This is a genomic window from Roseburia intestinalis L1-82 (assembly GCF_900537995.1).
Classification (GTDB): Bacteria; Bacillota; Clostridia; order Lachnospirales; family Lachnospiraceae; genus Roseburia; species Roseburia intestinalis.
In genome coordinates this window covers 2,900,234-2,924,720 of the sequence record NZ_LR027880.1, presented here as the reverse complement: position 1 = coordinate 2,924,720, position 24,487 = coordinate 2,900,234, and the positions used below count along the sequence as shown (strand labels likewise).

The 24,487-nt window shown below is 45.3% G+C and carries 18 protein-coding genes and 1 pseudogene; 16 read left to right on the top strand and 3 right to left on the bottom strand.

Annotated elements, in window-relative coordinates:
* The first annotated feature begins 93 nt into the window (after positions 1–93).
* Positions 94–2,520: a glycoside hydrolase family 3 protein gene (locus RIL182_RS13860; protein ID WP_006859659.1), complete on the top strand. Its 2,427-nt coding sequence runs from the start codon at positions 94–96 to the stop codon at positions 2,518–2,520.
* Here the strand turns inward: RIL182_RS13860 and RIL182_RS13855 are convergent.
* Entirely contained in the window at positions 2,512–3,714 is a 1,203-nt protein-coding gene (locus RIL182_RS13855; RefSeq protein ID WP_006859658.1) for a helix-turn-helix domain-containing protein, read from the bottom strand. The two genes, RIL182_RS13860 and RIL182_RS13855, sit on opposite strands and share 9 nt — an antisense overlap.
* 165 nt (positions 3,715–3,879) lie before the next feature.
* On the opposite strand from RIL182_RS13855, the gene RIL182_RS13850 reads away from it, so the two are divergent.
* The 11 genes from RIL182_RS13850 to RIL182_RS13815 all read left to right on the top strand — a co-directional run bounded on the left by RIL182_RS13850 (position 3,880) and on the right by RIL182_RS13815 (position 20,363).
* Positions 3,880–6,312, top strand: a complete 2,433-nt coding sequence (locus tag RIL182_RS13850) for a hypothetical protein (protein ID WP_243091609.1) — start codon at positions 3,880–3,882, stop codon at positions 6,310–6,312.
* Between the two features lie 62 nt (positions 6,313–6,374).
* The gene (locus RIL182_RS13845) at positions 6,375–8,711 is read left to right on the top strand and encodes a GH36-type glycosyl hydrolase domain-containing protein (protein ID WP_015520309.1); all 2,337 of its coding nucleotides are present in this window, start codon (positions 6,375–6,377) and stop codon (positions 8,709–8,711) included.
* Positions 8,712–8,802: 91 nt separating this feature from the next.
* Positions 8,803–10,233 (top strand): MFS transporter, encoded by a 1,431-nt coding sequence (locus tag RIL182_RS13840; protein WP_006859599.1) that lies wholly within the window; start codon positions 8,803–8,805, stop codon positions 10,231–10,233.
* Between the two features lie 148 nt (positions 10,234–10,381).
* Positions 10,382–13,123, top strand: a complete 2,742-nt coding sequence (locus tag RIL182_RS13835) for a family 78 glycoside hydrolase catalytic domain (protein ID WP_006859598.1) — start codon at positions 10,382–10,384, stop codon at positions 13,121–13,123.
* A gap of 16 nt (positions 13,124–13,139) precedes the next feature.
* Entirely contained in the window at positions 13,140–15,599 is a 2,460-nt protein-coding gene (locus tag RIL182_RS13830; protein ID WP_015520310.1) for a glycoside hydrolase family 3 N-terminal domain-containing protein, read from the top strand.
* 71 nt (positions 15,600–15,670) lie between these two features.
* A complete protein-coding gene (locus RIL182_RS13825) occupies positions 15,671–18,181 on the top strand; it encodes a glycoside hydrolase family 3 protein (protein WP_006859594.1) in 2,511 nt (836 codons plus the stop codon).
* Positions 18,182–18,236: 55 nt separating this feature from the next.
* Positions 18,237–18,377 carry a hypothetical protein gene (locus RIL182_RS21330; RefSeq protein ID WP_006859593.1) on the top strand — a complete coding sequence of 47 codons (141 nt, stop codon included), beginning with the start codon at positions 18,237–18,239 and terminating at the stop codon, positions 18,375–18,377.
* Positions 18,378–18,404: 27 nt separating this feature from the next.
* The gene (locus tag RIL182_RS21325) at positions 18,405–18,869 is read left to right on the top strand and encodes a beta-galactosidase (RefSeq protein ID WP_015520311.1); all 465 of its coding nucleotides are present in this window, start codon (positions 18,405–18,407) and stop codon (positions 18,867–18,869) included.
* Positions 18,793–19,521, top strand: coding sequence for a DUF5597 domain-containing protein (locus RIL182_RS21320; RefSeq protein WP_242655666.1), 729 nt, complete (start codon positions 18,793–18,795; stop codon positions 19,519–19,521). The genes RIL182_RS21325 and RIL182_RS21320 overlap by 77 nt, the downstream gene beginning before the upstream one ends.
* A 333-nt stretch (positions 19,522–19,854) precedes the next feature.
* Entirely contained in the window at positions 19,855–19,992 is a 138-nt protein-coding gene (locus RIL182_RS21315) for a phospholipase D-like domain-containing protein (RefSeq protein ID WP_006859590.1), read from the top strand.
* A 167-nt stretch (positions 19,993–20,159) separates the two neighbouring features.
* Positions 20,160–20,363: a hypothetical protein gene (locus RIL182_RS13815; RefSeq protein ID WP_044999686.1), complete on the top strand. Its 204-nt coding sequence runs from the start codon at positions 20,160–20,162 to the stop codon at positions 20,361–20,363.
* Between the two features lie 249 nt (positions 20,364–20,612).
* Here RIL182_RS13815 and RIL182_RS13810 read toward each other — a convergent pair whose 3' ends face one another.
* Positions 20,613–21,611 carry an IS5 family transposase gene (locus tag RIL182_RS13810; RefSeq protein ID WP_006857367.1) on the bottom strand — a complete coding sequence of 333 codons (999 nt, stop codon included), beginning with the start codon at positions 21,609–21,611 and terminating at the stop codon, positions 20,613–20,615.
* A gap of 132 nt (positions 21,612–21,743) precedes the next feature.
* Here RIL182_RS13810 and RIL182_RS13805 point away from each other — a divergent pair, with 132 nt between their 5' ends.
* Positions 21,744–22,178: a hypothetical protein gene (locus RIL182_RS13805; protein ID WP_006857978.1), complete on the top strand. Its 435-nt coding sequence runs from the start codon at positions 21,744–21,746 to the stop codon at positions 22,176–22,178.
* An 89-nt stretch (positions 22,179–22,267) separates the two neighbouring features.
* Here the strand turns inward: RIL182_RS13805 and RIL182_RS13800 are convergent.
* Positions 22,268–22,639, bottom strand: a pseudogene (locus RIL182_RS13800) (IS4 family transposase); the annotation flags it as partial.
* Between the two features lie 379 nt (positions 22,640–23,018).
* Between RIL182_RS13800 and RIL182_RS13790 the strand changes: the two are divergent.
* From RIL182_RS13790 to RIL182_RS13780, 3 genes are all read left to right on the top strand, one after another.
* Positions 23,019–23,345, top strand: coding sequence for a hypothetical protein (locus tag RIL182_RS13790; protein ID WP_227970751.1), 327 nt, complete (start codon positions 23,019–23,021; stop codon positions 23,343–23,345).
* 226 nt (positions 23,346–23,571) lie between these two features.
* Positions 23,572–23,991 (top strand): hypothetical protein, encoded by a 420-nt coding sequence (locus tag RIL182_RS13785; RefSeq protein WP_006857975.1) that lies wholly within the window; start codon positions 23,572–23,574, stop codon positions 23,989–23,991.
* 170 nt (positions 23,992–24,161) lie between these two features.
* A complete protein-coding gene (locus RIL182_RS13780; protein ID WP_242655597.1) occupies positions 24,162–24,464 on the top strand; it encodes a helix-turn-helix domain-containing protein in 303 nt (100 codons plus the stop codon).
* Positions 24,465–24,487: the final 23 nt, after the last annotated feature.

Here is a 24,487-nt window from a genome sequence, read left to right as displayed (position 1 = left end):
ACAATTCTATCCACTATTTTGAAAGATTCCCCAAAGCACTTTTGATAAAATATCTGCAGTAAATGAACTTTTGCAGAAAGGAGAGCATGCTTTATGGAACTTCAGAAATACGAACAGGAGCATCTGGATATACTGCGGCCGCTTCTTCCTGAGTGTACAGTACTTCTCAAGAAGAACGGCGATTTCCCCCTTGGTAAGCCGGGAAAGATTGCACTGTATGGTAACGGTGTGCGTAAGACAGTAAAAGGAGGAACCGGTTCCGGAGAGGTGAATTCCCGATTCTTTGAGATAGTAGAGGATGGATTTCAGAAAGCTGGGTTTGAAATTGTTTCCAGAGACTGGCTTGATGCCTATGACGAAATATATGACAAAGCGCAGGCTGGTTTTACAGAAGAAATCCGAAGAAGGGCGCAGGAGCATCATACACATCCCGTAATCGAAGGGATGGGAGCTGTCATGCCGGAGCCGGAATATGATCTGCCACTGAATGTAAAAGGTGAGACAGCCATTTATGTCCTTGCAAGGATATCAGGAGAGGGAAATGACAGGGAAGCGAGGGAAGGCGATATTTTCCTGACAGAAAGCGAGAGACGGACAATCCTTGAGCTGAAACGGCAGTACAGAAGGTTTATGCTGGTTCTGAATGTAGGAGGTCCGGTAGATCTTTCACCTGTCATGGAAGTGGAGAATATCCTGATTCTGTCGCAGCTTGGAGTGCAGACAGGAAGCGCTCTTGCGGATCTTGTTCTTGGGAAAACATATCCCTCCGGCAAATTGACGACTACCTGGACAAAATGGAAGGATTATCCGGATTTTGCGTCATTTGGAGAACAGGATGATACCCGGTATCAGGAAGGAATTTATGTGGGATACCGATATTTTGACAGTGTGGATAAAGAGGTACTGTTTCCGTTTGGATACGGTGTCTCCTATACAAATTTTGAAGTCCGTTTTAAGGGTCTGAAACTGGATAAAATGACTGCCGAAATAGGTGCAGAAGTGGTGAATATAGGTGATTTCTGTGGAAAAGAGGTCGTACAGTTATACGTTTCTGTGCCGGAAGGAAAGCTGGATCAGCCTTATCAGACTCTGGCTTCATGGAAAAAGACAGAAGAATTAAAACCGGGGGAGAAACAGACAGTTGAACTTTCATTCTTACTGACGGATCTGGCATCTTACGACGAAGAACAGGCGGCATGGATTCTGGAACAAGGGGAATATACCCTCCGAATGGGAAACAGCAGCAGAGATACGGAAGTCTGCGGTGTCATATCAGTACCGGAAACTTTGGTTATAAAATCAGTAAAAAACTGTTTTGGAAAACCGGATTTCACAGACTGGAAGCCGGAAAGAAAGAGAAAGGACAGAGTAGGAAAAAAGATACAATCTTTGGAAGCAGATATTTCCAGCGTGGATATAGTGAAAGTAGTCTATGAGCATAAAGATGAGCCAATGCCGGAGATGGAGGGATTTTCCGATGAAGAACTGATTAGCCTGAATGTGGGTGCTTTCGTTGCAGGAGGCGGAGTGACAGGCATCATCGGTAATGCTTCTATGTCGGTTGCAGGCGCGGCAGGCGAGACGGCAAAAGTGGGAGAAATCCCCGTGATCGTTATGGCAGACGGACCGGCAGGACTGCGGCTTTCTCAAAAGTGCTTCCGGGATGAGAATGGAATACATAGTCTGGGGAGTACAATGCCGGAGACAATGCAGAATCTTCTGACCGAGGATGAGCGCGCATATATGAACAGCATGATTCCGCAGCCCGGAGAGGACAGTGAGATCTTTGAGCAGTATGCGACGGCAATTCCCATCGGCACCGCGATCGCCCAAAGCTGGAATCCATTGCTTGCAGAACGCTGCGGGGATATCGTAGGAAGCGAAATGGAGCGGTTTGGCATTCATCTGTGGCTGGCTCCAGCTCTTAACATCCATCGGTCCATACGATGCGGCAGGAATTATGAATATTTTTCAGAAGACCCGCTGATAAGCGGCGTATTCGCGGCAGCACTTACGAAAGGGGTGCAGAGCCATCCCGGATGTGGGGTTACCATCAAGCATTTTGCGGCGAATAATCAGGAGACAAATCGGTATAACAATAACAGTATAGTCAGTGAACGTGCGCTGAGGGAAATCTATCTAAAAGGGTTTGAAATCTGTGTTCGTCTGGCACAGCCTAAAGCCCTGATGACATCTTATAATCTGTTAAACGGGAAGCATACCTCTGAGCATAGAGAACTTCTTGAGGATGTGCTCCGCTGTGAATTTGAATTTGACGGCATTGTAATGACAGACTGGGTAACATCCTCTGATATATTAAGTGCTGATGCGAAATATCCTGCACCCGAGGCATACAAGGTGGCTCTCGCAGGAAATGATCTTTTTATGCCGGGAAGCCAGCAGGAAATTGATAACCTTACGGCAGCTCTCAAGAACGGTCATATTACAAGAGAGGAATTGATAAAAAATGCCATCCGGATCTGCCGGATGGCTGTGGAACTCGCAGGCGCTTCAGTTTGACCGTCCTTTTGTCTGTTTCCGGTATTGGAGCGGTGTGACACCGTATTGCTTTTTGAATACATTCTGAAAATAGGACTGGCTGGAAAAGCAGAGATAGCTGCTGATTTCAGCCAGACTTTTTTCGCTGTAGGTCAGAAGACTTTTTGCTTCTTCCAGCTTGCAGCGCATAATGTAAGCGCCCATCCGGATGCCGAGTTCACCTTTAAAGTGTTTCATCATATAAGAGGCACTGCGCCCTGTATGAGCGGCGGCAGCTTCTACAGAGATAGGCTCATTTGTGTGGTTCCGGATATAGGTCATACATTGATAGACATCCGGGGAGATACCTTCCGGGATGCGTGTTTCTTCGGCACGCTGACAGAAATCCAGAAGCATGACATACTGGAGCTGATTGATTTTCTCAATTGTGCGCAGCTGTTCACACTCTTGAATGTAATAGTCTATGAGCTGGTATGTTTTTTCGATATCCACACCGCCCGGGATTGCACCCATGATACCGGCTTTTACTACAGCGCTGATAAAGAGGTTTTTGGCATGCCGCAAGGGTGCGCCTGCCATCTTCCCTTCCTTGAGGGGAGCACGGGTGGCAGAGAGAAATTTCTTCAGGGCGTCTGTATTCCCATTCTTGATTATCTGATACAATTCCAGTTCAAAATAGTAGGTGTTATGAACATTTCCTTCTTCCTTATCTTCTACCATTTGATCCGTCTGTTGGTTAAAGCGCTCCAGTGTGAGCTTGTCATTTTCCAGAAAGAGCTGTTCTGCGGGGACAGTCTTGTGGTTGATGCACTGATGGAGAAATACCAGATAATTGGCAAACTGTGCCTGACCAAGCAGGGGGATTGCATAGAGCAATTCTGCGTACTGTTCCCTGTTCTCTAAAGAGACTCCACTCTCTCTGGAGGAATAGCGAATTAGTTCTTCGGTGACAGGAACGTTGAATACCGGGCCGAGAATCAGATTATAGTCGGTATTCTCGATTAAAAGGCGTCCGTAGCCGATATCCGGAGAATCACTGCAAAAGGTCGGATTATGATCGCTCATGGGAAAGAGATCCTCACGGAAGTATGCAGGAGATGTGCCAGTGATATCATTAAAAGAAGTATAGACTGCATATTTGCCTTTCAGTAATGTGACCGGGATTTTTGTCGCCGCATAAAAATTCTTACACATAGATAGATAATCTGTTTCCATAGGTCATTCTCTCCTTAAACTAAAATTATATATTCTATTTTACAATAATTAAAAGAATATTACAATATTTATAAATTGTCATGTGATAGTCTGACATCAGAAAGGTTGCTGTGCAAGAAAAATGATAAGGTAGCAGGAGCCGGAAGAGATAGGAGGAAGATCAGAATGAAACAACGAATCAGGATACACAAGGCAGAACCGAATACGGGAGTCCTCAATTACTCTCATCTGCTGGATGCGCCTGCGGGAAAACATGGGTTTGTCGAAGCGAAAAAGGGGCATCTTTATTTTGAAGATGGTACGAGAGCGCGGTTTTTAGGATTCAATGTGGCGGCGCGTTCCAATACGCCGGATCATGAGACGGCGGACAGAATGGCGGAACGGTTCGCCAGCATGGGAGTGAACATCATCCGTCTCCATGCGGCGGACGCCCCTGTGGGAGAGGAGCCGGGAAGCTGGAGCAGCTGCAAGGAAGCACCTCTTCTGGACTATGCATCCGGTACCAGCAGGAAATTCAACCCGGATGGGTTGGACCGGTTCGATTACTTTGCGGCGAAGCTGAAAGAGAAGGGCATCTATCTCCATATAGACCTGATTGTAGCGAGAAAGTTTGAAGAGGGAGACGGCATGGAGTATCCGGGCGGTGCACCCTCCTGTATCAAACGGTACTGTCTGTACAACCAGCGGATGATTGAACTACAGAAAGAGTATGCAAAGGAGCTACTCTGCCATGTGAATCCCTATACGGGACTGGCGCTTATCGATGATCCGGCGGTAGTGACAATCCAAATCAACAACGAGGACACTGCTATCAAGGGTAATATGGGCGACGATGCAGGGGAAGAGATGAAACCCTACCGGGCAGAAGTACAGGAGCGCTTTAACGACTTCCTGCTGATGAAGTACCACACACGGGAGCATCTGGAAGAAGCGTGGACAAAGGACGGTTGCTGCGCACTGGGGGAGGAAGAAGATCCGGCTCGGGGAACCGTCCGGGGGATTGAAGGCAGTTTCTACCAGCCGGTCAGCGACCCGGAAGGAGAGTGGGATGCACCGGAAGGACCGGCAAGATATGCCGACTTTATGGAGTTCGGCATCTATATGAACCGGAAGTTCTATCAGGATATGAAAGACTATATCCATTTCCTCGGGGCAAAAGTTCCTGTCGTTACCAGCAATTTAATTGCCGGGGCAGCGGATGTGTATGGGCATACAGACGGCGACCTGATGGAGAATAACAGCTATTTTAACCATCCTCTCCTTCCGGTAGAGAATAATACATACCTGGTGGCCGGCCCCATGGAATATGTCTCTACGAATCCTCTGACCATGCAGACCGGCGTGGGATCGGCGGCAACAACCCTTTTAAGTCTGGGATCACTGGCGATTGTGAAAGGAAAACCTTTTATGCTCAGCGAGTGGAACGAGTATGGGGAGCATCCTTTCCATTCCACGGCGTTTGTGCAGATGGCAGCATATGCCTGCTTAAACGACTGGGACGGACTGATCCTTTATAATCACCATACCTCCGAGAACTGGGATGACCAGCCGGCAGATGAGATACTGAATGTTTTCGATGTATATAACGATCCGGCAGTAATCTGTCAGTGGGGATTCATGGTCTCTGTTTTCCTGAAGGGGCTTGTATCCGTGGCAAAGAACTGCGTGGATGTGGTCTACACACAGAATGACCTGAAAACGCTGCCTCTTTTCCATGCAATGCCGACTACATTTTTCCCGTATATCACGTCCATGCGCAATGTATTTCTGGACGGAGGAGACAAGTATCAGGGCAATGCGGACATAGCGGTAAATGCCGGGTTCTTAAACGGAGCTGATCTCTCAGATGCGGAACATGGAGTATATTATGCATGGTCTGAGTACAGGGATGCGTTCCGGTGTTATAAAGAAGAAAACCGTCTGGAAAATGCTGTGAAAGACACGAAAGAGATTCAGCCGGGAGTGCATCTTGGAGAAAAAGCACTTGTGTTCGACCGGATCAGAGAGACATCGGGCAACGGAGATTACCGGACGTTTGCCGAAATCATGGACAGTGCGATGAAAGAGTGGGGTATTCTGCCGGAAGATACCGGCTATGTGGAAGGAAGGCTGATTTCAGACACAAAAGAAATCGTTTTTGACCCGGATCACGCACGCTTCTCTATCCACACACCTTACTGCGGCTATTTCAGCGGCGCACCGGAAGAAGAGATTTCCCTTTCTGACAAGATCTGTGTGGAGGCGGAAAACGAAAGGATTACACTGGCTCTGATCGCAAAAGATGAAATTAAGATGGATGGCGCGTCAGAATATATTTTGACGGCAATGGGGACAACCGGTATGGACGAGACAACATTTGGCAAAGGACCGGAGCTGATGGGGATTCCGTTTGCCGCTGTGGAGTTCAAAGGCAAACTGTACGCAGAGACACTGGAAGGCTGCATCCGTGTGAAAGCGGAGAATGCGAAACTGGAGGTGTTAAATCCGATCGGGGAAGTAATTGCCGAAATGAATGGAGAAAAAACAGGAGATGAAATACGGTTTGCAATGGACGGTTCTGTTCCGGGCATCCAGTACAGACTTGTGGTCGGTGAATAAGCATAGTTCCCAAGGGAGTGCTTTGAGATTACAAAATAATAAAACAGGAGATTGAAAGAAAGATGAATTCTGAGTTAAAGAAAAGTGCACAAAATGGATTGTATGAGTTCGCACCGGACGGGAACGGCTGCCGGATCTATCATGCGGAAACACCGCGTTATTGGTATAATTACCTGTGGAATGAAGACCGCTACTGCGCTCAGATATCACAGGTAGGACACGGGCGCAGTTATTATCTGAGCGAAAAAGCAGATATGTGTATGATCAACCGGGATGATGCCAGATACGTATATTTAAGAGATGATGCAGACGGAACATGCTGGAATATCGGGAAGGGGCCGCTTAACACAGAGGTGGAAGACTACTGCTGTACACATAGTATCGGGCACACACAGATTTGCTCAAGGAAAAACGGAATCGAGGGATCCTGGAGGATTTTCGTGCCCAAGAAAGGGTTTCATGAGGTGTGGACACTGAAACTTCGCAATACAGCAGAGCAAGAGAAAAGGTTAAGCATGTTCTCTGCGGTCAGTTTCTATCTGGAAGGCTTCTCTTATCCCAGATACTACGAAATGTACCGCTGCATGAAGACAGAATTCAAACGGGAACTGAACGGAATCTACTGTGATTCCGCCCATCCCTTCGCGCCCCATGAACTGTATCATGGGTTTCTGGCCTCATCCGAGCCGGTTTATGCATGGGACGGTGACCTGACGAAGTTCTGCGGTTCCACAAGTACACTGACACTTCCGGATGCATCGACCTGCGCCCTGTTCCAGCGACCGGATATTGTCGTGAATGGAAAAGACTGTACAAATTCCGAAGCCTCGCTGTTCATTCTTGGCGGGGTGCTGCAGCATAAGATCACGCTGATGCCGGGAGAGGAGAAAGAGATTCAGGTGGTATTCGGGATCAGCTCTTCCTGTGAAGAGGCATGCAGTGCAGTAAAACGGTATGCAGATGCAGAATCCACAGAACGGGAGTTCGCAGAGTCGGAGGCGTATAACTATGAGAAGATTAGCTCTTTGTCTGTGAAAACACCGGACCAAAAGATTAATCATATGATGAACAACTGGGTAAAAAAGCAGGCAGATTTCTGTATCGTAGGAAAGAAAGGTGTCCGTGACAACCTGCAGATTTCTGTAGCGCTGTTGAATTACCGTCAGGAGAAAGCAAAAGAAGAAATCCTGGAATGTCTGCGCCATCAGTTCCAGGACGGGCACGGAGTGCTTACATGGTATCCCTATGATGATATGCGTTATTCAGACCAACCATTCTGGATCATCTGGGCGGTGTGCGAACTGATCAAGGAGACGGGAGATCTGTCAATTCTTGATACGGAGATTGAATGGCAGGACGGCGGCAAAGCATCCGTGCTGGAACATGTAAAGGCTGCGGTTAATCGCTTAATTCTTGATAAAGGGGAGCATGGTTTGGTGAAGATTTATTTCGCCGACTGGAATGACGCCTTAAATATTACGGATGATCCGGAGGCAGAGTCTGTGATGCTGTCCCACCAGTTCTGTCTGGCTCTGAGAGAATTAAAGAGAATGATGGAGTATGCGGGGGATACACAATATGCCGGATTTCTGGAGAAGGAATATGAACAGCTGAAGGAAGATATCAACCGCTATGCATGGGATGGGAAATGGTATGCTAGGGCCTTAAGCAGCAAGGGAAACGTAGGAACGCAGGACAGCGCCGGAAGCAAAATCTATTTGAACGCACAAACATGGGCTGTACTGGCAGGAGTCGCGGACAGAGAAAGGCTGGCCTACGTGTTGGAAGCTGTGGACAGCATGGAGCAGGATTTTGGCTTCCCCTTAAATCTGCCGCCGTACCCGGAGTATGATGCCCATGTGGGAAGGATGTCCGGTATGCTGCCGGGACTTTTTGAGAACGGTGGAGTGTACTGTCATGCTACCGGCTTTAAGATCCTCATGGATTGCTGTACAGGCAGAGGGGAAAAGGCACTGAAAACGCTGAAAAAGATTATGCCTGACAGCGAAGAGAACCCGTCGGCGAAGTCCGGGGCAGAACCTTATGTATTTACCAACTGCTATTCCACGAACCCGGAATATTACGGAAAATCCTATCAGTCATGGACAACAGGAACTTCCGCATGGTGCATGATGGGGCTGTATGAAGGTATTCTGGGTGTAAAACGGGATTATGAAGGGCTTAGGATCAGTCCCTGCTTTCCGGAAGAATGGGAAGAGGCAGAAGTGACGAGATACTTCAGAGGTGCGGATTATCATATTATCATCCGCAATCCCGAACATATTAAGAATGGAAAAGCCGAGGTTTATGCTGACGGTTCAATCTGCGATTCCGGGCTGATACCAGACTATCAGGATGCTAAGCAGCATAGGATAGACGTTTTAATAAAACGAGGATGAAATTTACAATTTTGTAAATTAATTTACAATAATTATCTATAGAAAAACAGTATAGTAAACCTATCATCAATGATACAGGAGGAGAGTAAAGATGGCAAAAGACAAAAACGCACCCCGTTACGACAAGCAGGGCGCAAGGCGCGTAATGCGCAAAAGAGATTATTTGGCAGATCTCGGCGGACAGCTCGCATTAGGGCTGATGGCGAATCTGGTCGGACAGCTCAATTATTTCTACACGGACAAGGTAGGACTGGCTGTCGGAAGTGTTGGTATTGTATTGGCAATCTCAAAGGTGATTGATGCATTCACGGATGTGATTGCGGGGAATTTTATCGATCATTCAAAAGGAGGCGACCATAAGTATTTCAGATGGATCCTGCCGCAGATTATTCCGGCAGCCTTGATTATGGTTCTGATGTTTACCGTACCGATTCAGGCAGGACAGATTCCGGGCGTAATCTACGCGCTGATTACGAATCTGGTATTGTCCGCAGGTCTTTATACCTTTATTGCGACCCCGTTTGCGGCAGTTATGACTGTACGAAGCAGAAGCTTGAGCGAGAGAGGAAGTATCGGGCTGTTCCGTGCGGTTGCCAATTATGGCGCTGGAATGCTGATCTCCATTCTCACGATCCCGGTGACAAATATGCTGGGCGGCACACAGTCCGCATGGATCAAATACGGCGTGGTACTTGGTGTACTGGTATTTGTTCTGTTTGCAATCTGCTGCCATAACGGCCGCAAAGCCAAATTTGCATGTGATTACGAAGAAGAAGAAACCGAGGGAGCTGCTGAAGAAGAGGAAGAGCCGGTTCCTTTCAAAGAAGCAATGACAATGCTTCTGAAGAATAAATACTGGGTGATCATCCTGCTCTTTAACTTGACCACAAGTGTTACGAGCGGTATCGCGGCATCTGGCAGTATATACTACTGTAAATGGATTTTCGGAAATGATAATCTGGTCGGAATAATCGGAGCAGCAGGTATGTTGGCTACCGTAGTGGGATTCATCTTATCCAAGCCGATTATTGCTGGACTTGGAATCAAGAGGACAATCTCCATCGGGCTCTTAGGAGCGGCGATACTCGCAGGCATTCGCTGCTTTATACCGACGAACTTTACAGTTTGTGTGGTGACCGGTCTATTAGGCAGCTTTGTACAGATTCCGATGATGAGTCTGTATGGCGTGCTGACATCCATGACCATTGATTACAATGAGTGGAAATATGATAAGAAGCTGGTGGCAATGTCGGGCGGAGCAATCGGCTTTGGCAGTAAGGTTGGAAATGGCCTTGGTGCAGCAATACTGTCGGCGTTCCTGGCAATCGGTGCATATGATGCCACGCTGGAAGTCGCAAGTACATCCATGATATATTCCATCTATGGATTCTCAAATTATCTTCCGGTTGTGATCAACCTTGTGATGTTTGTAATCTTCCTGAAATTCGATCTGGAAGAAAAGCTGCCGAAGATGCGCGAGGAAATCGCTGCGCGCAGAGCAGGAAAGACCATTGAAAAATAAGAAACAGATATTATCAAGAAGCAGGCAAAGCTGAAAGAAACATTGTAATTATGAGAGCCGGCGCTTCCGTCGGAATCGGAGCGCCGGCTTGAGTTATAGGCGGAAAATAGTAATAGGGAAATGGACAGGCAGGAAGGAGAAGACAAGAATGAAAATTTATGATTTCAGGATAGAATACAGGGAACAGCCCAAAGGACTGGCTGTGAAGATTCCCCGCTTTTCATGGAAGATCGCATCAGGTGACAACAATGTGGTGCAGACAGCATGGCATCTGATTGTGAGCAGTGCAGAAAAATGCTTCTGGGACAGTGGAAAGATTGAGAGTGATCAGTCTGTGCTGGTTCCTTATGCCGGACAAGCGCTTACCAGAGAACAGGAGTATCAGGTTTCTCTCGAAATCTGGGACAATTATGGAAATAGAGCAAAAGCAGAAACAGCTTTTACAACAGGTATTTTTGATACCGGAGATTTTCAGGCTAAGATGATCACACATGATTTCCCTCCTGAGGAGACGGCGTGCCCGGTATTCTTCCGGAAATTTTCTTCGGACAAGGAAGTATCATCTGCCTGCATTTACGCCACGGCACTTGGTGTTTATGAGATTACTCTGAACGGAAAAAGGGTAGAAGATTATTACATGGCACCCGGCTGGACAGATTACCATAAGATTTTGCAGTATCAATATTATGATGTGACAGACAGGCTGCAAGGGACAGGAAAGGAAAATGTCCTGGAATTGACCGTGGGCAATGGCTGGTATAAAGGGATTCTCAGCTTTGACTGTAAGCCGGACAGGTATGGGGATCGGACTGCTGTTTGGGCAGAGCTTCATGTGCGTTATACAGACGGGACAGAAGAGGTAATTACTACGGATGAGACATGGCATGTGCGTACTGGCCAGATTCGTTACAGTGAGATTTACATGGGAGAGACAATTGATACAAATGCCCCTGATATCAGAGAGGGAAAAGTATCTGCCGTGCCAGAAGCCGTATTTCATTCGACTGTATTGACGCCGCAGCTAAATGAACCGGTGCGGGTGACTGAGTGCTTGAAGGCAAAGAGTGTTTTCACGGATCCCAAAGGGAATATACTTGTAGATTTCGGCCAGAACCTTACAGGTCTTGTAGAAATCAGAATCCGGGGAGAAAAAGGCCAGAAAATCACTGTCCGCCATGCGGAGACTCTGGATCAGGACGGTGTATTTTACCCGGACACTCTGCGGACGGCAAAATCCGAGGACACCTATATCCTAAACGGGGAAGAACAGGTTCTCATGCCCCACTTTACATTCCATGGATTCCGGTATGCTGCCGTGGAGGGAATAGAGAATCCCCGACCTGAGATGTTTACAGCCTGCGTAATGCATTCAGATATGAGAAAGACCGGGGAGTTCCACTGCTCCAATGAAAAAGTGAACCAGCTCCAGAGCAATATTTCCTGGAGTCTGCGTGATAATTTCTTTGATATCCCCTCCGACTGTCCTCAAAGGGATGAGCGGCTTGGATGGATGGGAGATGCGCAGGTATTCTCGTGGACAGCAGCGTTCAACCGGGAGACGGCTCTGTTTTTTACAAAATGGATGAGGGATGTATCGGCGGCATCTTCACTGGAACGGGGAGTGCCTCATATAGTACCGGACATACAGGAAACTTACAGTTCCGCGGCGTGGAGCGATGCGGCAGTGATCATACCATGGGTAGTCTACCAGACGTATGGAGACACACGTATTTTAGAAGAATCATGGAAATGTATGCACGAGTGGGTAGATTATATTCACAATCATGTAAATGAAAACGGGCTGTGGATGACCAATTACCAGTATGGCGACTGGCTGGCACTGGATCGTGAGATGGGAGATAAAAGCGTTGGAGCTACAGATGTTTACTTTGTGGCAAACGCTTACTATATATACGTCACAGAGCTTGTGGCAAAGACGGCTCATGTGCTGGGAAAATATGAAGAGGCGGCATATTATGAAGTGCTCCGTGAAAAGACGCTGGACTCTTTCAGGAAAGAATATTACACCGCAAGAGGCAGGATCGTCAGCGAGACTCAGACTGCATGCGCGCTGTCTCTCTATTTTAACCTGGCATATGAAAAGGATAGGGAAAATATTGTACAAATGCTGGTGAGCAATATAGAAGATCATCAGAATCATTTGACCACAGGATTTGTAGGGACGCCGTATTTATGTCATGCCTTGTCTGAGAACAAAGCGCATGATACGGCCGGACTCCTGTTTATGAGAGAGGATCTGCCATCATGGCTGTATGCTGTGAATAAGGGCGCGACGACGCTTTGGGAGAGGTGGGACGCCGTCCTGCCGGACGGCACCATGCAGGATCCGGGGCTTAATTCTATGAACCACTATGCAAATGGAGCGATCGGCGATTGGATGTATCGGAAAATCGGCGGTATAAACCAGACGAAAGCCGGATACAGGAGATTTTATGTAAAGCCGATGTTTGTAAGGGGAATCGAAGAGGCAAGGACAGAGCTGGAGTCTCCTTACGGAAAGATTGTTTCCTGTTGGAGCTGCCGCAATGGAAAGATCCGTGTGGAGGTCAGCGTACCTGCCAATACGAGGGCGGATCTGTTCCTGCCGGAAAAAGAGGAATCCTTTGAGGTGGGATCGGGAACACATGTGTATGAATATGACACAAACACAAGTTTAAAAGAGCTGAAATTCACTCTGGACAGTACACTGGGAGAGATTCTGGACGAACCTCTTGGCATGAAGATGATGGAAGAGATGCTGCCGGAGCTTGTACACAATCCAATGATCGAGTATGCAAGGCAAATGACTCTGGCTGAAGGAATCAGCTCTGCCCCAGAGGTAAAAGCGGTTTATGAAGCCGTACTAAAAGAATTGAATGCGCAGATGTAAAAGGAGAAGAAAGTAAATGGTACAGCAGAAGGTAAAATATACAGACACCGAGAGAACTCCGGCTGAACGGGCACGGGCACTTCTCGAAGAAATGACTTTAGACGAGAAGATGGCGCAGCTTGGCTGCATTTTCCCATTTGGCGACAGCTATGATGATATGGAACAGCAGGCTTTGGAGATGCCTTACGGGATTGGACAGGTGAGTACTCTGGAAATGCGCAGGATAGGCACGCTGGAAGAGGCCGCCGGATGGCAGAGGAAGATGCAGGAGACTGTGATGAGACAAAGCCCTCATCATATCCCGGCAATCTTTCATATGGAGGGACTGTGCGGAGCATTTATTCAGGAAGGAACCAGTTTCCCATCCGGAATCGCCAGAGGCTCAGGATGGGATCCGGAGCTGGAAGAGAAGATAGCCAAAGTGGTGGCAAAACAGGAAGCAGCCTGCGGCATCACTCACATTCTGGCTCCGGTGCTGGATATTTCAAGGGATTCCCGCATGGGAAGACAGGGAGAGACCTACGGGGAAGACCCGGCTCTGGCGGCAGCTCTGGGAGCGGCATATACGAAAGGAATCCAGACAACAGAGGCAGGCGGAAGAAGACCGGAAAGTGTCGCCAAGCATTTTCTCGGATTTCACAATTCACAGGGCGGTATTCACGGAACGAACAGTGATACGCCGTCCCGGCTCATGGAAGAAATATACGGCAAGCCTTTCCAGTCTGCGATTTCTGAATCCGAGCTGAAAGGGGTCATGCCCTGTTATAATTCTATCGATGGCGAGCCGGCTTCCGTTTCACACAGGCTGCTCACGGAACTTCTCAGAGAAAAGATGGGGTTTGACGGTCTGTGTGTCAGCGACTACGGCGGCATTAACAATGCCCACGAGGTCCAGCGAATCGGGGAGACTATCGGAGAAACAGGGCTTCTTGCCATGGAAGCAGGGATGGACATAGAGATGCCGAAAGCGACCGGATATGGAGAAGAACTCAAAGAAATGTTCCGAAGCGGGCAGGCGGATACAGAACTGTTGGACCGGACCGTTCTGCGGGTGTTGGAAGCCAAGTTCCGCATGGGTCTGTTTGAGCATCCGTTCGCCATGGATGGTGAGTCCTGTCAAAAGATTTTTGAAGAGAAAGAGGGGGCGGAGTTATCTTTCCGGTCAGCAAGAGAGTCCATGGTACTCCTGAAAAACAACGGGATACTTCCTTTGTCAGGTAAGATAAAGAAGCTTGCCCTGATCGGGCCTCATGCAGACTGTGCCCGAAAGTTCTTCGGCGGATATACCCATCTGTGCATGATGGAGTCGGTCTACGCTGTCGCAAGCTCCATCGCAGGGGTAGAGGGCAGCCCGGAGTCCGGGCAGATCAGCGGAGCAATGCTGCCAAATGGTGAGCCGGTGAATTATGTCCCAGGTACAAAGATCCAGTCAGACGAAGCGGAGCTTTTTGATGATATCCTGCGCCTGCAGAAGCCGGACTGCAGAAGCCTGTTAGAAGAACTGAAGGAGCGGATGACAGACACGGAGATTCTGTATGCATACGGGTATCCGGTTGCCGGAAAGGATCAGGGCAGATTTGAAGAAGCGCTGCAGGCAGTCAGGGAAGCAGATGCTGTGATCCTGACTCTGGGAGGAAAGCACGGCACATGCTCTATGGCGACCATGGGCGAAGGTGTGGACGCTGCCGACATCAATCTGCCGGAATGTCAGGATGCATTTATTCAGGCTGCCGCTGCATGTGGTAAGCCTTTGATTGGGGTTCATTTTGATGGAAGACCAATCTCCAGTGACACAGCAGACCAATATCTGGATGCCATCATAGAAGCCTGGAACCCAGCGGAAACGGGAGCGCAGGCTGTGGCGGATGTCCTGCTGGGTGCATATAACCCGGGCGGTAAGCTGCCGGTATCCGTGGCATATCACGCCGGACAGATTCCAATTTATTATAATCACCCGAACGGTTCTGCATGGCACCAGCAGGAGAGTATCGGATTTGTCAACTATGTGGATCTTCCCCATACACCGCGATATTGCTTCGGGCATGGATTGTCTTATACACGGTTTGAGTATTCAGAAATTCATATATCGGCAGCAGAGATTGGAGCAGAAGAATCGGTACAGATTAGCTGTGTGGTAAAGAATGCAGGAAACTGTGCCGGGGATGAGGTAGTACAGCTTTATCTCAGGGACAGATTCGCAAGTATGACACGTCCGGTGAAAGAGCTTGCCGGATTTAAGCGGATCCATATGGAGCCGGAAGAAAAAGTGCGGGTCACATTTACAGTGCAGGCGGATCAGTCAGCATTTCTTGACAGGCAGATGCGCTGGAAGGTGGAAAAAGGGGATATAGATGCAGAAATTGGAAGTTCTTCTGAGGATATCCGGTTAAAAGGAACATACCGAATCACAGAAGATAAATGGATCAATGGAATGGAAAGGGCATTTTATGCGAAAGCACGGGAAGTAAGACTATAAATCCGTTAGATTTATACAGCAGGTCGGCTGTCAGGTTCGGCAGGAAATGAGAAAACAGGAGAGGATAAAAAATGGATAAAAAAAAGATTGCCAGAAAAATAGCAGAAGAATCGATTGTTCTGCTTAAAAATGCGGATCATATACTCCCTTTAAAAGAGAAGAAAGAGATTACATTTTTCGGAAGGACACAGATAGGCACTTTGTATTCCGGAAATGGATCCGGTGGTGCTAATATAGCCGGGTGCGGCACAATTCTGGAAGAATGTGAAAAGAGAGGGATAAAACCTGAATCGCTGCTGAAAGAATTTTATGAGTATAAAGCAAGTGCAGAACAGGTAACGGAAGAGGATGAGTTTGACTGGACGAAGGTCAGCGAAATGGTAAACAGCGGAATCATGTACGAAATATTTGGGAAATACAAGGCTCCGCTTGATGAATATGATGTGCCGGAGACACTTATCTTTCAGGCGGCGGAAAAAACAGACACAGCAATCTTCGTGATCGGCAGAAACTCCGGTGGAGAAGAGTGTGACCGTCATCTGCCGGAGGATTATTACCTGACCAGATCAGAAGAAAGCCTGTTAAAGGATATTTGTACCCATTTTGCTAATGTAGTGATAGTCCTGAATGTAAACGGACTGATTGATCTGTCGTGGATGAAAAAATATGCGAGCATAAAAAGCCTTCTGTTTATTGGAATCCCGGGGGAAGAAGGGGCTTCTGCGCTGGCTGGTATTTTGACAGGGGAGATTAATCCTTCCGGGAAACTGGCGGTGACTATAGCGGAACACTATGAAGATTATCCGTCGGCAGATCATTTCTCGTGGGATAAGGAGCATCTGGAGAATATTCTGGACTATGAGAGTTACGGTCTTTCGTCAGAAGAAAACGGAAGTACAGGTTTTACGAAGAGTCCGGTAACCGTGTATTGGGAAGATATATATACGGGATATCGTTATTTCGATACATTCGGAAAACAAGTGCTTTACCCCTTTGGTTATGGACTATCTTACACTGCATTTGCGATCAGCGATGCATTGGTCAAGAAGCAAAACGGCGGTATTCTGGTGACAGCCGATGTGAAAAATATTGGGGAAATGTCGGGGAAAGAGGTAATCCAGATTTATCTGTCTAAGGTATATCCAGCAGAGGGCGTGGAGCGTCCTTATCAGGAATTGAAAGGATTCGAGAAAACGTCTGACCTCGCTCCGGGTGAAAAAGAGCAGGTTAAGATCTGGATCCCATGGAGAGAACTGGCGGTTTATGATGAGGAAAGAGCCGCTTGGGTCATCGAGTCAGGCGATTATCTCCTGAAGATGGGAAATTCTTCCAGAGATACGTTTGTAAAAGGATTGATTTGCGTAGAAAAAACAATCCTTGCAGAACAGTGTACAAACTGCCTTAATATTACAGAGTGCAACAATGGTAAGATTGAATTTCTGACACAAAAAGAAAACGATGCAGAGATGGCTTCTGTTTTGAATATAACTGAACAAAACAAAGATGTATCCGGCCAAAACATAATTTTTGTTACACCGGAGGACGTTCATGATGTTCAGGAAAATAGAAAGTGCGGCAAGGAGACTATATCGAAAGCAGAAACGACCGTTTCCGAAAGGGAAAAAGAACGGAATCTGGCAGAATTGTCGATTAAAGAACTGGCCGCTCTCTGTGTGGGCTATGGACCGGGCACACCCTTTGCAGCTGTCGGTGACCGCAGTGATCCATCTACAATTTTTGATGATGAAGGAAAACCTATGACAACAAACAGCCATCCGACAGGATACCCGGGATATGTTTCACCGGCAATTGAGGAAAAAGGAATCAAGTCCGTTTTCTATAAAGACGGCCCTGCCGGGATTGGCGGTGTTGCATGGCCAACAGAGATGCTCATTGCGTGCTCCTTTGACAAAAAACTGTGGCAGATGTTTGGAGATGCAGTAGGGAAAGAATGTGAAGAACAGCAGGTGAATGTCTGGCTTGCTCCTGCTGTGAATCTCCACAGGAATCCGCTGTGCGGAAGAAATTTTGAATATTTTTCTGAAGATCCGTACCTGACAGGGGTCTGCGCCTGCGAGATTACAAAAGGCGTACAGAATAGCCGTCCGGTTATTGTGTGCCCGAAGCACTTCGCGGCAAATGAGCAGGAGACATTCCGCCGCGGAAATGCAGGGAAAAATGTAGATGCAGTGGACTCAATCCTGACAGAAAGGGCACTTAGAGAACAGTATTTAAAGCCGTTCGAGATGTTAGTCAAAGATGCCGGGATCGCATGCATCATGACCTCCTTCAATAAGATCAACGGGTCATTTTCCGGCGGCAGCCATGACCTGTGCACACATATCCTGCGTGAGGAATGGGGATTTGAAGGGGCTGTTGTAACGGATTGGGGAGATATGGATATGGTTGTGGACGGCGCGGACGCTGTTGCGGCAGGAAACGATATCGTAATGCCCGGCGGTCCTCCGGTAATCCGCCAGATATTAAAAGGATACGAAGAAGGCAGAGTGACGAGAGAAGAATTGGAACAGGCAGTGCGTCATCTGCTGATTATGATAAAGAGAATCAGGCTGGCAGATTGATGGTTAGGGTAACGAGTAAATGTGATAATAGGATGTAGATGAAACAGGTAGGTATATGGAAGAAAAAATGTATCATACAGTGAAAAGTTCAGGAATCATGAATATCGTGGCAGGAGCATTTGCGATCGCAGTTGGGATTTCTGCGCTTATAAGTGGAATACGCCTTTGGCTTGCCCGTACTAAGATTCTTTTCTAAAGAAAGGAAAATAATGGAATGAAGCACATGGCAGAGATAAGAAATGACAACGGAATTTCTACATTATATGTAGACGGTCAACCCTTTCAGGCATTTGCAGGCGAGGTACATAATTCCGCTGCGTATGATCCGGAAAGGATGGAAATAGAAATCTGGGAGAAGATGGAGCAGAGTAATCTGAATACGCTGATTGTGCCGGTGTATTGGGAAACGCTGGAGCCGGAAGAAGGAAAGTTTGATTTCACCCTTGTGGATGCGCTTATAAAGCAGGCGGACAAATATAAAAAGAAATTGATCCTGCTCTGGTTCGGTCTCTGGAAGAACGCAGAGTCCGCTTCCCTGCTTTACGAACGTATGGCTGAAGCAGTTTCCGTGGTATCCGGGTTCCTATCCGTCCGGAGGACCGGTAGAGGATATGCTGTGGGTATGGAAAGCAGCGGCGCCTTCACTTTTTACCATCGGTCCGGACATCTATGTGCCATATGTCTCTGACATCATGAAGACGTACAGCCGGCCGGATAATCCGCTTTTAATCCCCGAAGTGCGGAAAGATGCAGTTACAGCTTCCTATGCCCTTTATGCATTCCTGCATTTTCATGCGTTATGCTATGCGCCTTTTGGAGTGGAAGATCTGTGGGCAGACCAGCCTTCGGATCTTTCGGCAGAAGTGATAGACGCTCTGAAACTGGATCCGCTTTCCTTTAATCTGAGCGGGACTAAAGAGACATTGGGCGAGGTGTACCGGCTACTGGAAGAGATCAGACCGCTGTACTTGAAATACCGTGGGACAGAACATATGAAGTGTTTTCTGAAACAGTCAGATGGAGAGCAGGGATGCTATCTGAAGTTTAAGAACTATGATATAGAAATACAGTATCTCCCGAGGACAGACGGTGCACCGGCAGCCGCAGGAGTCGTCTTTGAACTGGATGAAAATACGTTTCTGATCATAGGAATGATGTGCAGTATCCGTTTCCATACGAAACCCGGGGATCATAGGAGAGTAGACTTTCTCACAAAAGAAGCAGGGACTTTCCATGTTGGTAAATGGGTATGTGAGCAGAGACAGAACGGCGATGAAAAAATCGTATCAGTCTTATATAATATGCCGGGATGTTTTAGAATAGAGACATTTAAATACTAATTTTCTATACTTTAAAGAGAGATATACAGAGGACTGGAGTATGGCAAATTGTTTATTACAGCATTAGATGAAAAATGAAAACCGTCTGGAGATATTGTGTTAATCAGAGATGAGATGGCGGCATATGTAAACGGAGAGGAAGTTCCAATTTTTCCCAGGTAGTTTAATGTTTTATATCGGAAGTGAAAGAAAATGTTGTCTGTGTGACAGTTCGGGATTCTGGTTGCGGAATGGACAAAGAGACTGCAGAGAGCAAAAGTAAGTGTAATTCTAACAAAGCCAGAAAATAGATGCTATGGGAATACAGATTTTTATCTGATTTTGATAGAAAAAATGAATTTGTTAGGCAAAGTGGACGCATGGGATAATCTGATAAGAATTAAATCAGAAAGCATTGTACAGGAATTGATGGGAATGATACTGAAAGAATTTTGTGACAATGACGTAACATCCTCCCCACTTACTTTGTGACAATTATATAACGTCCTCTATACAGAAATATGCGGTTTTAAGCCATTTTCGTGGTAAAAAAGCCGCATATTTTTTGTAGCAATGACTTGACATCCTCGGGGGCGCTTCATCAAAAACTTCATCGTCTTCTTATTGAGCAAGGAGTACCTTTCCACGGAAGCAAATTTATGGGAACACTGGAAGATTTTTGGGAGCTAGGAGACAAAGCTTATGAGAGTATTGATGTTAAGGGGTATCTAAAGGTTCCATTTAGCAAGAATTCTAAGATTTATAACGACTTGACACCACAGGGAAGCATTGAGGAAAATAAGAGAATTACAGGAAGCACAAAAAGCACAAAAAGCTTCTGTAAAAGTAAATTATTAATATAAAAGGAGAAGTGCTATGGATAGGATTTTAAGTACATATAGTTATGGTATTTGTTTATTTTCAATGGAAGTTCTACAAGATTTTTTGAAAAAAGAAAAAATTAGGGAAACGCTGATTAATTAGCTTTGTTTTCAGCATTATCCCAGTTTGTCAAGTTTTTATAAAAACCAAGAGGATTTTTTCCTCATATACCTGTTATATCCTCTTGCTATTTATCCTTTTTTGAGGATATTTCCCCAAAATGGACACAGTTATACTGTGCACCCAACAAAGTCTTTTGTTCTGCCAGCTCTGCTACACATTAACAGATTTGCACTGGCAAACAACATATGGAATCGATGCATGTTTTTTGCGATTCCACGATATACAACTTTTGAGTATCCCATCTGTTTCTTTACAATGAGAAATGGATGCTCGACTTTACAGCGAACTGCGGACTTTTCATGTTCCATTTTTTTGTCCCAGTTAAGACCTTTAAAATCATCTGCCATTTTGAGGCTGGAAGGACGCTTATTTATTCGGAATTCAATCCTTGATTTCTTCTCGTCATCCTTAATTGCGGGTTGATTAACAGCTCCAAGATAACCGGAGTCACCATATACAACCTCATCATCTTCTCTGATAAGATTTGCAGTTTCTGAAACATCATGCATATTTGCAGATGTACCGGTTATTGTATGAACATACCCACTGCCTGCATCAACACCGGCATGTACCTTCATTCCGAAGTACCATTCATTGCCCTTCTTTGTCTGATGCATTTCAGGATCACGCTTGCCATTCTGGTTTTTAGTGGATTTAGGTGCTGCTATAAGGCTGGCGTCAACAATAGTGCCACCATGCATCATAAGGCCTGCTTTGTCGAGACGATTGTTGACATCAGCAAAAATCTTCTCACCAAGTTTATTTGCTTCAAGCATATGTCTGAACTTAAGCAATGTAGTTGCATCCGGTACTTGTTGTTCATTGAAATCTATATGCATAAATGAACGCATGGCGTAACTGTCGTAGATAGAATCCTCGATTCCTTCATCGGACAGATTAAACCAAATCTGCATGAGATACATGCGAAGCATGGTTTCAATACCAATAGGTTTGCGACCGCGCTTGTTAGCGAAATAATATGGGCGAATCATTTCTACCCAATATGACCATGGGATGATTTCTTCCATGGCATCAAGAAATTCCTCACGCTTGGTTTTCTTCTTGCGGTTGGAGTATTCCATGTCGGAAAATGTTAGTTGATTCATAGGTATACGACCTTTCAGTTGATACCTATATTATATCAAAAATCACAAGGAGATGCATGAATTAATCAGCGTTTCCTTAGATCAAAAAAATTATTACATAAATTTCAAAAGGATAAAAAATTATATTTAGCTATGCAAAAAGAAGGGATTTGGTTTCCTATTTCGAAAATAAATTCGGGACAACATCTTATTAAACTGGAAGGATATGATAATACATTTAATGATGAGTGGGAACAAAAGTTTGAGATTGAAGGATTTAATTTAAAAATAGAAGGTGGACTTTGGATTTCAGATATAGGTTCCTTCTATACATTCAATGAAGGTGAATTTTGTGGGGAAGCAATATCGTTTAAGACGGGGGATGGTGACATACAATATTCAGATTTTAAATATGATGTTCCTGCCGGAAAATACTTATTATCAGTAAAAGGTTTTTTGAGAAAGGAAAAAAAAGGATTTCCTAATCCAAATTCAGGATTTTTATTTTCTCTTGTAAAAGTTGATGAGTTTAGCGGATTTAAAAATCCAAGAGAGGACATTTACAATTTCAATGTGACTAATATGTAACACCTTATAAATTAGATACTAAGACTTCCCATACCTAAAATGGGGTTCGTACCTTGAAAATTCAATATTTCAGCTAACAAAATAGTAATTTATGCCATTGCAATCTCTGGGTGGAGTGCATTGCGCAGATATTCTGGTAATCTTGCTTCAAAATCAGCAGTAAAAGCAGTCAGTTGTTCGTCACTGAGCTTTAAGATTTCCTGAAGGCTTGCCATTAAGGCAGCCATCAGAATACCAAGTGATCTGTTGAAAGTAATATCTGCCATTTCATCGACAAGAAGGAAGAACAACTTCCCAAGCGTTCTCTGATCTTTATTTTGACGTTGCTCCATTGCAAGTAACATATATCTGGTAAACACAATGGCCACATGGGCTGTCAGTGCATCATAAGATAAGCTGTGGCATTCTCCAATCAGGTTCAGCATGGATTTACAGGTTTTGAAGAAAACCTCGATCTGCCATATGCCGATATCTGCATAACGCTCCAGCGGTAAAGGTAAGGATATGGCTACCAAGCAAGGTAATAGAAGATTGCAAGCGACGATATACTTTTTTGCGGTTCAGATGATACAGATATCCTCAAAGGGTACACCCATCCAGCTTTTTGTGCGTATTACGAGAAGCGTAAAGAAGAAGGTAAATCAGTATTATATATGGAATGTTAAAAAGTGGTATGGAGTACCAACTGCCAGCAGTGGAAAATGTTGGCGAAAATATATGATGAAAATGGCAGATATGTGATATTATTTTAAGCAGATGGAACGGTATTCGGACAATTTACGATAAAGTAAGGAGAGTGATATAATTAGAGATTTCTTGTTGTTTTTTAATGAGAACATCGTGATTGAGTACTCAGAAGATTTGTATAATGATTTTATCATGCAATTAGGTGGAAAAAGATTTGGACATGGGCTGTTTAATTCATTTTCAAAGGATAATGTAAAGAAATGGACAGAAATTGTCAGTGAAGCATATCCAGAATTCCAGAATTTGTTTAAAATTTTTGGTTATGATTGGCTTGGACGTTGTTTTGGAATTGATTTAAGGAAAAGTACATATGGAAATATTTTGATGTTTGAAATAGGAACTAATGATGTATTAGAAATTCCTTGTACATTTGACAAATTTCTTAATGAGGAAATTCCATTATATGCTGATGTATGTTAAGGCCACCAACCACCTAAAAATTAATCACGGTCATTAAATTAATCGGAATGGCTCTCACCGAAGGTGATGTAATCCATGTAGATTAATTTGAAGACCCTAGGGCGAAATTTTCCATTTGGGTGCACTTAAGGACATCCGAAATCAAAACTGAATATTTAGTTCCAATAAGCTGATATTAACGCACTACTTTCAAAACAATTTTTTGTTGCGAAAGAGCTGCGTTTTTATGCGTGTAAGAAAAATGAATCAAGTTGACGTGAAACTACATGATTTAACCAAAGTAAAATTGAAAAAATATCGGCTGAATTGGGAAGAAACAGGGAATCCGGTGCCGAGGATCCGAAACTGGATGGAGAGACTGGATTATCAGGCAGTTCAAAGAAGAGAATTGGCGAAGTTACCGGAGCGAACCATTCTTTTTTTGGAAGAAAATCAGGATACACTGTTTTCTGATGTGATAGAAAAACCGTTTTTGCTGGTGTCGAAAATGTTTTGGGATGTATCAAAAATGTATAAAGTGCCGGTCAGGGGAAAAGAAATGGTTTTGCTTGATGGAGTGAACGGCTTTGCAGAAATTTATTGTATGCCAGTGTATCCACGATATCGTTGTCTTTCAGAAGAAAGGACGAAAGAGTGGAAAAAATGAATATGTTGGTTATTCTGACTTTTAAATTATTAGGTTGAACTAGAAGATTAGAACAAGCTACTTTGCAATCTTTAATATACAACCCAAAATGGCAACAATATATCTACTTATTAATCATATCATACCATCAAATTGGGCAGTATAATAGACACAGATGGGTAGGTGTTAGGGTGGATATACAAGGTAGAATACGTGAATTAATGGAAGAGCGCAGTTGGACGGAATACCGCTTAGCCAAAGAAGCAAATTTGTCGCATTCCACAGTGGCAAATATGTTTAACCGGAACAATGCGCCGACTTTTCCAACATTAGAAGCAATATGCAACGCATTTCAAATGACGTTATCTCAATTTTTCTGCGAAGATGGAAATCTAATTGAATTAACAGACGAAGAGAAAGAACTGATTTCAAGATGGAAACAGTTGAGCGCAGAACAGAGGAAAGTGTTATTGGAATTGATGGGTGTAATATAAAGCCTGCACGGTGTGAGTGTTAG